At 74.2% G+C, this 12,485-nt stretch carries 10 protein-coding genes; 7 read left to right on the plus strand and 3 right to left on the minus strand.

Features of this window, described 5'->3' with window-relative positions; all coding sequences use genetic code 11:
• Position 1: 1 nt before the first annotated feature.
• Both ABT014_RS22610 and ABT014_RS22615 read left to right on the plus strand, forming a co-directional pair.
• Positions 2-712, plus strand: coding sequence for a peptidoglycan-binding domain-containing protein (locus ABT014_RS22610; RefSeq protein ID WP_350640825.1), 711 nt, complete (start codon positions 2-4; stop codon positions 710-712).
• Between the two features lie 7 nt (positions 713-719).
• Complete coding sequence (locus ABT014_RS22615) at positions 720-1,295, plus strand: DUF1877 domain-containing protein (RefSeq protein ID WP_350640826.1); 576 nt, start codon at positions 720-722, stop codon at positions 1,293-1,295.
• 16 nt (positions 1,296-1,311) lie between these two features.
• On the opposite strand, the gene ABT014_RS22620 is transcribed toward ABT014_RS22615, so the two are convergent.
• Positions 1,312-2,052: a FadR/GntR family transcriptional regulator gene (locus tag ABT014_RS22620; RefSeq protein WP_502895067.1), complete on the minus strand. Its 741-nt coding sequence runs from the start codon at positions 2,050-2,052 to the stop codon at positions 1,312-1,314.
• Between the two features lie 255 nt (positions 2,053-2,307).
• On the opposite strand from ABT014_RS22620, the gene ABT014_RS22625 reads away from it, so the two are divergent.
• The 5 genes from ABT014_RS22625 to ABT014_RS22645 are packed head-to-tail and all read left to right on the plus strand — an operon-like array spanning position 2,308 to position 8,054.
• On the plus strand, positions 2,308-3,852 hold the full coding sequence (locus ABT014_RS22625; RefSeq protein ID WP_350640828.1) for an amino acid permease: 1,545 nt from the start codon (positions 2,308-2,310) through the stop codon (positions 3,850-3,852).
• Positions 3,849-5,207, plus strand: coding sequence for a glutamine synthetase family protein (locus ABT014_RS22630; protein WP_350640829.1), 1,359 nt, complete (start codon positions 3,849-3,851; stop codon positions 5,205-5,207). The genes ABT014_RS22625 and ABT014_RS22630 overlap by 4 nt, the downstream gene beginning before the upstream one ends.
• Positions 5,204-5,905, plus strand: a complete 702-nt coding sequence (locus ABT014_RS22635; RefSeq protein WP_350640830.1) for a gamma-glutamyl-gamma-aminobutyrate hydrolase family protein — start codon at positions 5,204-5,206, stop codon at positions 5,903-5,905. The genes ABT014_RS22630 and ABT014_RS22635 overlap by 4 nt, the downstream gene beginning before the upstream one ends.
• Positions 5,902-7,275: an aldehyde dehydrogenase family protein gene (locus ABT014_RS22640; protein ID WP_350640831.1), complete on the plus strand. Its 1,374-nt coding sequence runs from the start codon at positions 5,902-5,904 to the stop codon at positions 7,273-7,275. The genes ABT014_RS22635 and ABT014_RS22640 overlap by 4 nt, the downstream gene beginning before the upstream one ends.
• Complete coding sequence (locus ABT014_RS22645) at positions 7,272-8,054, plus strand: 3-oxoacyl-ACP reductase (RefSeq protein WP_350640832.1); 783 nt, start codon at positions 7,272-7,274, stop codon at positions 8,052-8,054. Before ABT014_RS22640 ends, ABT014_RS22645 begins: the two co-directional genes overlap by 4 nt.
• A gap of 75 nt (positions 8,055-8,129) precedes the next feature.
• On the opposite strand, the gene ABT014_RS22650 is transcribed toward ABT014_RS22645, so the two are convergent.
• Together ABT014_RS22650 and ABT014_RS22655 are read right to left on the minus strand one after the other, a co-directional pair.
• Positions 8,130-8,486: a hypothetical protein gene (locus tag ABT014_RS22650; RefSeq protein WP_350640833.1), complete on the minus strand. Its 357-nt coding sequence runs from the start codon at positions 8,484-8,486 to the stop codon at positions 8,130-8,132.
• Positions 8,487-8,629: 143 nt separating this feature from the next.
• Positions 8,630-12,424, minus strand: coding sequence for a SpoIIE family protein phosphatase (locus ABT014_RS22655; protein ID WP_350640834.1), 3,795 nt, complete (start codon positions 12,422-12,424; stop codon positions 8,630-8,632).
• Between the last annotated feature and the right edge of the window lie 61 nt (positions 12,425-12,485).

Raw genomic sequence — 12,485 nt, forward strand, 5'->3', positions numbered from 1 at the left:
CGTGACAGACCGCTCCGCCACCACGCGCCCCGCCGAGGACACCCTGGTGCGCCCGTACATGCCCGCGGTCGCGATACCGGAGGGACCCGGCCACCTCCCGCCCCCCGTGCTGCCGGAGGTGCCCGCCGCCGCGGTGCGCCCGCCGCTCCCGCGCCCCGCGGCGCGGCCGGTGCCCGCCCGGCGGCGACCCGCCGGCACCACCCTGGGCCTCGCGGCCGTCATCGTCCTGCTGCTCGGCGGCGCGGGCTACCTGGCGCTGCGTCCGGCGCCCGCCCCGCCGCGCCCGGCCGCCGCCCCGGCGGCCCCGGGCGCGCCCACCCCCGCCGTACCGGCGCTCCCCGCGGCCACCGCAGGGACGGCGACGCCCGGTGCGGGCACCGCCGCCTCCGCCGCGGCGGGCGCCACCCGGTCGGCCGCCCCGTCCACCACCCCCGCGACACCGACGTCCGCCCGGCCGTCCGGCACCGGGACACCGTCCGGGCAGCCGACCGCCACCGGCCCGCGGGTGCTCACGCTGGGGGACACCGGGGCGGACGTGGCGGACCTCCAGGAACGGCTGTTCGGACAGGGCTTCACCTACGTCTCCGCCACCGGCACCTTCGACGAGGCCACCCGCCGCGGCATCGCCCAGCTGCAGAGCAACCGCGGCATCACCGGCGACCCGGCGGGCGTGTACGGCCCCCGGACCCGCGCCGCGCTCGAAGGCCGCTGACCGGCCGGTGGCCGACGACGACCCGGCGGACCCGCCGGACCCCGGCTGGACGGCCTGCGGCGGGCTGGCCGTCACACAGCGGCTGGCCCGGGTCCCGGCGGGCTACCTCGCCGCCTGCCGCCGGTCGGCCGCCGCCACCCCCGACGGCGAGCGCGGCTGGGACCCGCCCCCCGAGGACCGCCTCGACCTGGACCGGGCCCCCGAGCCGCTGGAACGCCTCGGCCGGCTGGCCCTGCTGGACAAGGAGCACCTGGCCGCCCTGGAGCGGGCGACGGCGGGCGACGCCGAGCTCGACGCGGCCTTCCTCAACCACCCGCCGTACGCGATCGCCCCCGCCGGGCCTGCCCCGGCGGTCCTTTCACCTGCGGCCGTCGTCGAGATCGCCGCCCTGCTCGCCGGGATCGACCTCACCGCCGCGCTGGCCGCCCTGCCCGCGGACGACGCCGAGGCCAGCGCCCTGATCAGCACCGTCGGCCTGATCCGCGCCCCGCGCGACTACCTCCACCGGCACTTCACCGCCCTGTGCGCCTTCTACCGCGAAGCCGCCCGACGGCACCTCCTGGTGGTCGTCTGGCGCGACTGAGCCGCGCCGGGCGGGGTCAGCCGAGGAAGGCCCGCAGCAGGGTCGCCGTCGCCTCCAGGTGCTCCTCGGTCGCGCGGCGGGCGGCCGGGGCGTCGCCGGCCAGGATGGCGCGGGCCATCGCACCGTGCTGCTCGGCGGCGTGGTCGATGTTGCGGTCCAGCATCGGGATCGCGTTCAGCAGGTCGTTCAGCCGGATGCGGGCCTCGGTGATGCTGGCGGCGAGCGAGGGGGAGCCGGTCAGTTCGCCGATCGCCAGGTGGAAGCGGGAGTCGCACTGGCGGTACTCCTCGGCGCTGGCGCCGTCCGCGTCCGCGAGGCGTTGCAGCAGGTACGCGCGCTGCTCGGGGGAGAGCCGGCGCCGGGCTGCGAGGTCGGCCGCGCCGGTCTCCAGGACCAGGCGGAAGCTGAGCGCGTCCTCCAGCTCCGCGCCCAGGTCCTCCGCGGCACGCCGCAGTTCGCCGACATCGGGGGCGGGCAGCCGGTAGGTGACGAAGGTGCCGCCGTAGCGGCCGCGCCGGGCCTCGACGTAGTCGGCCTGCTGGAGCGAGCGCAGGGCCTCGCGCAGGGTCTCGCGGCTGACGCCGAGCCGGGCGGCGAGGTCCCGCTCCGCGGGGAGCCGGTCGCCGTGGCCGATCAGGCCGAGCTTGATCGCCTGGAGGATCCGTTCGACCGTCTCCTCGAAGGCGTTGCCGGTGCGCACCGGCCGGAAGACGGTGCTCAGTTGCCGGTCCAACCCTGCCTCCTCCACGCGGGGCATCGTACCCAGGACCCGGCGGGAGCCGGTCGGGGAGCCCCCTTGACGCCGAGGCGGCCGGGGGTGAACGATGCTGCCCACACACCCAATGGTCTGCTTCCGGGCCATTGGACGCAAGGAGGGCGCACCACGAAGACGTGGGCGCGCGTGTCGGTCCCGCCTCATTCCCCAGGGGTGCGCATGACTTCCGAAGACCAGGCCGGCCCCCGCCCGGCCGACCAGACTGCCGCACCGGTGTTTCCGGCCGGTTCCCCCACGATGTCCGACCCCGCGCCGCTGTCCACGGACGAGCAGCGGCTGCGCGAACTCGGCTACACCCAGGAGCTCGCCCGCTCCATGTCGGGCTTCTCCAACTTCGCCGTCTCCTTCTCGATCGTCTCGGTCCTCTCCGGCTGCCTCACCCTGTACGGGATGGGCATGAACACCGGCGGCCCCGCCATGATCACCTGGGGCTGGCCCCTGGTCGGCCTGATGACGCTCTGCGTCGGGCTGGCGATGGCCGAGATCTGTTCCAGCTACCCGACCGCCGGCGGGCTCTACTACTGGTCCGCCAAGCTCGCCCGCTCCAAGGGGCCCGCGGCCTCCTGGTTCACCGGCTGGTTCAACTTCATGGGCCAGGTCGCCGTCACCGCGGGCGTCGACTACGGCGCGGCGTTCTTCACCAACGCCTTCCTCGACCTGCAGTTCGGCTTCACCGCCAGCACCGGTCACACGGTCGAGATCTTCGTGGTGATCCTGCTGCTGCACGGCCTGCTCAACACCCGCGGCGTCAAGCTGGTCGCCCTGCTCAACAGCGTCAGCGTCTGGTGGCACCTGGTCGGCGTGGCGGTGATCGTCGGGGCACTCGCCCTGCTGCCCGACCACCACGCCTCCGCCTCCTTCGTGTTCAGCCACTTCGTCAACAACACCGGCTTCCAGAACGGCTTCTACGTCGGGATGCTCGGCCTGCTGCTCGCCCAGTACACCCTCACCGGGTACGACGCGTCGGCCCACATGACCGAGGAGACCCACGACGCGGCCCGCTCCGGCCCGCGCGGCATCGTCAACGCCATCGTGGTCTCCCTGGTGGCCGGCTGGATCCTGCTGCTCGGCATCACCTTCGCCATCCAGGACTACGACGGCGAACTCGCCAGCTCCACCGGCGTGCCGCCGGCGCAGATCTTCATCGACGCGATCGGCCCCACCGGCGCCAAGCTGCTGCTGCTCATCGTGATCGGCGCCCAGTTCTTCTGCGGCATGGCCTCGGTGACCGCCAACTCCCGCATGATCTACGCCTTCTCGCGGGACGGCGCGCTGCCCGGCGCCAAGCTCTGGCACCGGATCAACCCGCGCACCCAGACGCCCACCAGCGCGGTCTGGCTGGCCACCGGCGGCGCCCTGCTGCTCGCCCTGCCGGTGCTGTGGAACACCACCGCCTACGCCGCCGTCACCTCCATCTCGGTGATCGGCCTCTACATCTCGTACGTCATCCCGGTCTTCCTCCGGCTCCGCCAGGGGGACGCCTTCCAGCGTGGTCCCTGGCATCTGGGCCGCTGGAGCAGGATCATCGGCAGCGTCGCGGTCGGCTGGACCGCCGTGATCACCGTGCTGTTCATGCTGCCCACCGTCAGCCCCGTCACCGCCGTCAGCTTCAACTACACCCCCGTCGCGGTCGCCGTGGTGCTCGGGTTCGCCGGCCTGTGGTGGCTGGTCTCGGCCCGGCACTGGTTCACCGGCCCGCGGGTCCAGGACGCCACCGCCCCCGACAGCCAGGAACTGCCGGGCCACCAGGGCACCCTGGCCGACGAATTGGAGATCCGATGACCGCCGCCCGGCTCACCCTCGACCGCCTGGAGGAGCTCGTCGCCGCCGGCACCGTCGACACCGTGGTCCTCGCCATGACCGACATGCAGGGGCGCCTGCAGGGCAAGCGGATCGCCGCCGAGTACTTCCTCACCGACGTGGTGCCCAACGCCGCCGAGGGCTGCGGCTACCTGCTCGCCGTCGACATCGACATGAACACCGTGGACGGCTACCAGATCTCCTCCTGGGACAGCGGCTACGGCGACCTGGTCCTCACCCCCGACCTCGACACCCTGCGGATGGTGCCCTGGCACCCCGCCACCGTCATGGTTCAGTGCGACGTGCACCACCACGACGGCCGGCCCGTCAGCGTCTCCCCGCGGCAGATCCTGCGCCGCCAGCTGGACCGGCTGGCCGGCTACGGCTGGCACGCCTACGTCGGCACCGAGCTGGAGTTCATCGTCTTCCGGGACAGCTACGAGCAGGCCTGGGACAAGGCGTACCACGGCCTCACCCCGGTCAACCAGTACAACGTCGACTACTCCATCCTCGGCACCTCCCGGATCGAGCCGCTGCTGCGCCGGCTGCGCAACAGCATGGCCGGCGCCGGGCTCACGGTGGAGTCCGCCAAGGGGGAGTGCAACCCTGGGCAGCACGAGATCGCGTTCAAGTACGGCCCGGCGCTGACCACCTGCGACGACCACTCGGTCTACAAGACCGGCGCCAAGGAGATCGCCGCCCAGGAGGGCGTCAGCCTCACCTTCATGGCCAAGTACAACGAGCGCGAGGGCAATTCCTGCCACATCCACCTCAGCCTGCGCGACGAGCAGGGCCGGCCGGTGATGGCGGGCGACGGCCCGAACGGCTTCTCCCGCACCATGGAGCACTTCCTGGCCGGCCAACTCGCCTGCCTGGCCGACTTCTCGCTGCTGCTGGCCCCCACCGTCAACTCCTACAAGCGCTACGTCCCGGGCAGCTTCGCGCCGACCGCCGTCGCCTGGGGACGCGACAACCGCACCTGCGCCCTGCGGGTGGTCGGCCACGGCCCCTCGCTGCGGTTCGAGAACCGGGTCCCCGGCGGCGACGTCAACCCCTACCTCGCGGTGGCCGCCCTGATCGCCGCCGGACTGCACGGCGTCGAGCACCAGCTCGCGCTGGAACCGGAGTTCACCGGCAACGCGTACGCCTCCGACGCCCCCCGGGTGCCGGCCACGCTGCGCGACGCGGTGCACGCCTTCGCCCACAGCGAGGCCGCCGCCGAGGCCTTCGGCAAGGACGTCGTCGAGCACTACACCCACGCCGGCCGGACCGAACTGGCCGCCTACGACGCGGCCGTGACCGACTGGGAGCGGCGCCGCGGATTCGAGCGGCTGTGACCGTGCGCCCGATCATCGGCATCACCAGCTACCTGGACGAGGCGGCCTGGGGCGTCTGGCGCCAGCGCGCCGCCGTCCTGCCGCAGACCTACCTCGACGCCGTCTCCCGGGCCGGGGGCACCCCCGTCCTGCTCCCGCCCCAGGACGGCGGCGTCGACCGGCTGATCGGCCGGCTGGACGGGCTGCTGCTGGCCGGCGGCGCCGACCTCGACCCGGCCGGCTACGGCGCCGAACCGCACCCGCGCACCGGCCGCCCGCAACGCGACCGGGACGCCTGGGAGTCGGCGCTGCTACGGGCCGCGCTCGACCGCGACCTGCCGGTGCTCGGCATCTGCCGCGGCATGCAGCTGCTCAACGTCGCCCTCGGCGGTGACCTGGTCCAGCACCTGCCCGACGAGAGCCACCAGACGCTGCCGGCCACCTTCGTCCGGCAGGGCGTGGTGGTCCGCCCGGAGAGCCGGCTCGGCGAGATCCTCGGCTCCGCGGCCCAGGTCAACTGCTACCACCACCAGGCGGTCGGCCGGCTCGGCACCGGATTGCGGGCCACCGCCTGGAGCTCCGACGAGACCGTCGAGGCCCTCGAACTGCCGGACCGGGCCTTCACGGTGGCCGTCCAGTGGCACCCGGAGACCGACCCGGACGACCCCCGACTGTTCGACGCGTTCACCGCGGCCAGCTGCAAGGAGGCAGCCCGATGACCGAACCCGACCTCTACCAGGTGCTCAACCCGGCCACCGAGGAGGTGATCACCACCCTCGAACTCACCTCGCTTGCCGAGACCGACGCCGCGATCGCCCGCGCCAAGGCCGCCTTCGAGACCTGGCGCCGGGTCGCCCCCGCCGACCGGGCCCGGCTGCTGCGCGCCTTCGCCGCCGCCGTGGACGCCGACGCGGAGCACCTGGCCGCCCTCGAGGTCGCCAACGCCGGACACACCGTGGGCAACGCCCGCTGGGAGGCGGGCAACGCCCGCGACGTCATCGAGTACTACGCGGCCGCCCCCGAGCGGCTGTTCGGCCGGCAGATCCCGGTCGCCGGCGGCCTCGACGTCACCTTCCGGGAACCGCTGGGCGTGGTCGGGGTGATCGTGCCGTGGAACTTCCCGATGCCGATCGCCGCCTGGGGCCTGGCCCCGGCGCTCGCCGCCGGCAACACGGTGCTGGTCAAGCCGGCCGAGCTCACCCCGCTCACCGCGCTGCGCCTGGGCGAACTCGCCCTCGCCGCAGGGCTGCCGGAGGGCGTGCTGCAGATCCTGCCGGGCCGCGGCCCGGTGGTCGGCCAGCGCTTCGTCACCCACCCGGACGTCCGCAAGGTGGTCTTCACCGGCTCCACCGAGGTCGGCAAGGGCATCATGGCGGGCTGCGCCGCCCAGGTGAAGCCGGTCACCCTGGAGCTCGGCGGCAAGAGCGCCAACATCGTCTTCGCCGACGCCGACCTCGCCAAGGCGGCCGCCACGGCGCCGTACGCGGTCTTCGACAACGCCGGGCAGGACTGCTGCGCGCGCTCGCGGATCCTGGTCGAGGAGTCCGTCCACGAGGACTTCATGGCGCTGCTGGAGCAGGCGGTGCGGGGCGTGCGGGTCGGCGACCCGGCCGACGAGAAGACCGAGATGGGCCCGCTGATCTCGGCCGCGCACCGGGCCAGGGTCGCCTCCTTCGTCCCCGAGGACGCGCCGGTCGCCTTCCGCGGCAGCGCCCCCGAGGGGCCGGGCTTCTGGTACCCGCCGACCGTGCTGGCACCGGTGCGCCACGACGACCCGGCGTTCACCGAGGAGATCTTCGGCCCGGTGGTCACCGTCGTGCCGTTCCGCGGCGAGCAGGACGCGGTGCGGATCGCCAACGCCACCGAGTACGGCCTGTCCGGCTCGATCTGGACCAGGGACGTCGGCCGCGCGCTGCGGGTGGCCCGCGGCGTGGAGGCGGGCAACCTCTCCGTCAACTCGCACTCCTCGGTGCGCTACTCGACCCCGTTCGGCGGGTTCAAGCAGTCCGGTCTGGGCCGCGAGCTCGGCCCGGACGCCCTCGACGCCTTCACCGACACCAAGAACGTCTTCATCTCCACGGAGGAATGAGCACCATGAGCAAGCGACTTGACGGACGCGTGGCGGTCATCACCGGCGCGGGCAGCGGCATCGGCCTGGCCACCGCCAAGCGGTTCGCCGCCGAGGGCGCCAAGGTGGTCTGCGTCGACCTCGACGAGGAGCGCGGCAGCAAGGCGGCCAACGAGGTCGGCGGCCTGTTCATCCAGGCCGACGTGACCGACAAGGACGCGGTCGAGGCGATGTACCAGCAGGCCGTCGACCACTACGGCAGCCTCGACATCGCCTTCAACAACGCCGGCATCTCCCCGCCGGACGACGACTCGATCCTGACCACCGAGCTGGACGCCTGGCGCCGGGTCCAGGAGGTCAACCTGACCAGCGTGTACCTGTGCTGCAAGTACGCCATCCCGCACATGCGCCGGCAGGGCAAGGGCTCGATCATCAACACCGCCTCGTTCGTCGCGGTGATGGGCGCGGCCACCTCGCAGATCTCCTACAGCGCCTCCAAGGGCGGCGTGCTGGCGATGTCCCGCGAGCTGGGCGTGCAGTTCGCCCGCGAGGGCGTGCGGGTCAACGCGCTGTGCCCCGGGCCGGTCAACACCCCGCTGCTCCAGGAGCTGTTCGCCAAGGACCCGGAGCGCGCGGCCCGCCGCCTGGTGCACATTCCGCTCGGCCGGTTCGCCGAGCCGGAGGAGATCGCCGCCGCGGTGGCCTTCCTGGCCAGCGACGACTCCTCGTTCATGACCGCCAACACCTTCCTGGTGGACGGCGGCATCTCCGGCGCGTACGTCACCCCCGAGTGGCAGTAGCGGACCCCGCGCCACCACGCACCGCGGCCGGGCCCCCGCGAGGGGAACCCGGCCGCGGTGCGTACGGTCGGTGACTCAGGCCGCCGAACCCGCGTCACCGCCGACAGCCAGGGCGTCGCCGCCGTCCGCCATCGCGTCGCCGCCGACCGCGAGGGCCGAACCGTCGATCGCGGAGGCGTCGCCGCCGACCGCGAGCGCGGAGCCCGCCGCCGCCCAGGCGTCGCCGCCCACCGCCAGCGCGTCGCCGCCGTCGGCCATGGCGTCGCCGCCGGTGGCGAGGGCGCTGCCCCCGGTGGCGGAGGCGTCGCCGCCGACCGCGAGCGCGCCGTGCGGGTGGTCGTGCATGTGGGCGGAGGCCGAGCCGGCCGCGCCGATCAGCGCGAGCCCGGCGAAGAGGGCGGCGGTGGTGACCTTGGCAATGCTGGAACGCATCGAGTCCTCCTGGTTGGGATAGGGACGGGACCGATGATCCGCCCCGGCAGGCCGCGCGTGCGCGAACCACCCCGCCGCTTCACCCGCCCGGACCAGCACCGACGCTGCATCGGATGAATGCGGCCCCGCCCGGTCGACGCCGCTCAGCGCCCGTCCGGCCCCTCCGGCCCACCCGGCTCCGGGCCGTCCGGCGGCTCGCCCGCGCCCCGCGCGCCCGGCGGGATCTCCAGCTCGAACCAGACCGCCTTGCCGTCGTAGGTGGCCCGGCTGCCCCAGCGGTGCGCCAGCTCGTTCACCAGATGCATGCCCCGGCCGCCCTCGTCCTGCTCCCGGGCCGTGCGCAGCCGCGGCTCGTGGCTGTCCACGTCCGATACCTCCACGGTCAGCAGCGCGTTGCGGAACAGCCGCAGCTGGATCGGCGCGCCGGCGTGCACCAGGGCGTTGGTGATCAGCTCGCTGGTCAGCAGCTCCGCATGGTCGATCAGCGGCTCCAGGCCCCAGCCGGCCAGCGTCCGGCGGGTGAACCGGCGGGCGTGCCGGACCATCGAGTGGTCGCCCGCCAGCGACAGCATCGCCAGCCGGTCCTTCCCGATCGGCCGGGCGTGCGCCATGATCACCGCCACGTCGTCCTGGCCGTTGTGCGCCCCCAGCACGTCGATCACCTCGTCGCAGGTCTCCTCCAGCGAACCGCTGCGCGCCTCCACCGTCCGGCACAGCAGGTCCATGCCCTCGTCCAGGTCCTGGCCGCGCCGCTCCACCAGGCCGTCCGTGTAGAGCACCAGCAGACCGTCCTCCGGCAGCGTGAAGCCGGTGCTCTCGAACTGCACCCCGCCGACGCCCAGCGGCACCCCGGGCGGCAGCTCCAGCAGCCGGGTGGTGCCGTCGGGGGCGGACAGCACCGGCGGCAGGTGGCCGGCGGTGGCGGCCGTGCAGACCCGCTCCACCGGGTCGAAGACCACCACCACGCAGGTCGCGAACTGGCCCTCGCCGATCGCCCCGGTCGCGTCGTCCAGCCGGCGCAGCACCCGGGCCGGGTCGAGGTCGAGGGTGATCAGGGTCCGGGCCACCGTGCGCAGCTGCCCCATGGTGGCGGCCGCCCGGATGCCGTGGCCCATCACGTCGCCCACGATCAGCGCCACCCGCCCGCCGGACAGCGGCACCACGTCGAACCAGTCGCCGCCGACCTCGCTGATCACGCTGCTCGGCAGGTACCGGGAGGCGATCTCCAGCCCCGGCGTGTGGTGCACGTCCTGCGGCAGCAGGCTGCGCTGGAGGGTCAGTGCGGTGTCCCGCTCCCGCCGGTACAGCCGGGCGTTGTCGATGCACACCGCGGCCCGCGCCGCCAGCTCCTCGGCCAGCGAGACGTCCGCCGTGGTGAAGGCGTCCGGGTTGCGGCTGCGGATGAACTCCGCCCCGCCCAGCACCGTCCCGCGCGCCAGCAGCGGCACCATCAGGTACGAGTGCACCCCCGCGTCCAGGCTCGGCTGCACCCGGTCCGGGTGCGCCACGATCCGGCGCAGCGCCGCCTCGTCCACGTGCGGCACCAGGATCGACCGGCCCGAGCGCAGGCTCTGCGCGTACAGCATCGCCGAACGGGAGGCCGCGCCCACCGGATCGGCGGCGCCCGCCATCCGGCCCTCCTCGTCCACCTCACCGACCGCGATCGCCCGCATCAGCACCGAACCGTCCCGCGGCACCGGGTCCGCCTCGTCGCCGGCCAGCACCGACTCCAGCACGTCGACGGTGGTGAAGTCGGCGAACCGTGGCACCACCACCTCGACCAGCTCCTCGGCCGTGCGGTACAGGTCCAGCGTGGTGCCGATCCGGGTGCTCGCCTCGTTCAGCAGCGCCAGCCTGGTCTGCGCCGCGCCGGCCGCCTCCAGCGCCCGCTGCCGCTGCTCGGCCGCGTCCCGCTCCCGGGTGTACAGCAGCGCGTTGTCGATCGCCAGCGCCGCCCGGGCCGCCAGCTCGGCCGCCAGCGTCAGGTCCTCCTCGTCGTACGGCCGGTCGGTGAGGCTGCGGTAGAAGGTCGCCACGCCCACGGCCGCGCCCCGGGCGATCAGCGGCACCACCATCAGCGAGCGCACACCCTGCTCGCGCACCGCGGCGGCCCGCTCCCGGTCGTCGTTGAACCAGTCCAGCGCCTTCTTGGTCATCTCCGGCAGGAACACCGGGCGCCGGTGCGCCAGCACCCAGGCGTTCGGCGTGCTCGGGTGGAAGCGGTGCACCGAACCGACCGGGGTGATCGGGGACATCCCGCTGCCCGGCACCGTGTGGTACGCCAGCCGGCGCAGCACCGCCGACCGGTCGGCGCGCCCCGGGCCCGGCCCGCTGGCGCCCCGCACCAGCGCGTCCAGCACCTCCACCACCACGGTGTCCGCCAGCCGCGGGGTGGCCATCTCGGCCAGCTCCCGGGCCGTCTGGCCGAGGTCCAGGGTGGTGCCGATCCGAGCGCTCGCGTTGTTCACCAGCGCCAGCCGCTCCTGCGCGGCGCGCGCCTCCCGCAGCGCCTGCTCGCGGGCCTGGGCGGTCTGCTGCTGGCGCTGGTACAGCCGGGCGTTGTCGATCGCCACCGCCGCCCGGGCGGCCAGCTCGTCGCCCAGCGTCAGGTCCGACTCGCCGAACGGCGCCTGCCCGGCCCGGCGCGAGTACACCACCATGCCCAGCACCGTGCCGCGGGCCACCAGCGGCGTGATCACCACCGGCCGCGGCTCCGGGCCCAGGTACCCGCGCAGGCGCTCCGGCGGCACCTCGGCGGTGACCAGCAGCGGCAGTTCCCAGTTCGGCATCGTCACGGTGCGGCCGGTGGCCAGCGCCCGGGCGTACGCCGACCCCGGCGGCACCCGGTGCACCGACTCGGTCGGCAGGTCCTGCACCGGGTGGTCCGGGTCGACGGTGGCCACCGCGAGCCGGCGCACCCGCAGCGCCTCGGTGTCGGCCGCGTGCGGGTCCTCGCCGGTCACCAGGTGTTCCAGCGCGAACACGCCCACCGTGTCGGTCAGCCGCGGCACCAGCGCCTCGGCCAGCTCCCGGGCGGTGCGCCGCAGGTCCAGGGTGGTGCCGATGGAGGCGCTCGCGTCCGCCAGCACCGCCAGCCGGTCCTGGGCCTTGGCGGCGCTCAGCTCGGCCTGGTGGCGCTGGGTGACGTCGACGATCGTCGAGCTGACCCCGAGCAGCTGGCCGTCCGGGCGCTGCAGCCGGAAGTACGAGGCCGACCAGGCGTGGTCGTGCGCCGGATCCCCCGGGGTGCGGCCGTGCGAGCGGGCGTCCACCACCGCGTCGCCGCCGTCCAGCACCTCGCGCATCACCGCCTCGATCTCGGTGCCGTTCAGGCCGGGCAGCACTTCGGTGATGGTCCGCCCCAGGTGCTCGTCCACCGACAGCCCGTTGATCCGGGCCAGCGCCTCGTTCAGCCGCACGAAGCGCAACTGGTCGTCGTAGACCGCCATGCCGACCGGGGACTGGGTGAAGAAACCGTCCAGGACGGCCAGATCGGCCTGCAGCCGCCGCAGCGCGGTCACGTCCGAGGCCACCGCCAGCACCAGCGGCTGCCCCTCGGGGCCCGCGATCGGGTGGGTGCGGAACTCCAGGTTCACGTCGTGGCCGGCCAGGTGCCGGACCGGGAACACCCCGGACCAGGCGCGGCCGTGCAGGATGTCGGAGAACAGCTCCAGCACCTCGGGCCGCTGCTCGCTCGTCACCAGCAGCTGCGCCGCCGGCGCGCCCACCGCCTGCTCCGGACTGTAACCGAGCAGCGCCTCCGCGTCCGGGCTCCAGTGCAGGATCCGGCCGTCCTGGGCGATCAGCGCGGTGGCGATCGGCACCATCAGCAGGCCGTCGAAAGCCTGCTCGCCGCCACCGGACCCGCCCTCCTCGGGCGTGGCCGGGGAGCGGCGGGTCGGGGGGATGATCCTGTGCTGCTGCTCGTTGGTGTCCATCTAGGCACCCGCCCGGAAGTCGGCGTTCCGCCCTGCCATCGTCGCACGCCCGCCCCGCGCC

It is taken from the genome of Kitasatospora sp. NPDC094015 (assembly GCF_040304075.1).
Taxonomy (GTDB): Bacteria; Actinomycetota; Actinomycetes; order Streptomycetales; family Streptomycetaceae; genus Kitasatospora.

Coding starts and splice junctions, on each gene's coding strand:
- ABT014_RS22620 (WP_502895067.1), bottom strand. CDS start 2,052: ATGCCCCGCGTGGAGGAGGCAGGGTTGGACCGGCAACTGAGCACCGTC.
- ABT014_RS22625 (WP_350640828.1), top strand. CDS start 2,308: ATGTCCGACCCCGCGCCGCTGTCCACGGACGAGCAGCGGCTGCGCGAA.
- ABT014_RS22630 (WP_350640829.1), top strand. CDS start 3,849: ATGACCGCCGCCCGGCTCACCCTCGACCGCCTGGAGGAGCTCGTCGCC.
- ABT014_RS22640 (WP_350640831.1), top strand. CDS start 5,902: ATGACCGAACCCGACCTCTACCAGGTGCTCAACCCGGCCACCGAGGAG.
- ABT014_RS22645 (WP_350640832.1), top strand. CDS start 7,272: ATGAGCACCATGAGCAAGCGACTTGACGGACGCGTGGCGGTCATCACC.
- ABT014_RS22650 (WP_350640833.1), bottom strand. CDS start 8,486: ATGCGTTCCAGCATTGCCAAGGTCACCACCGCCGCCCTCTTCGCCGGG.
- ABT014_RS22655 (WP_350640834.1), bottom strand. CDS start 12,424: ATGGACACCAACGAGCAGCAGCACAGGATCATCCCCCCGACCCGCCGC.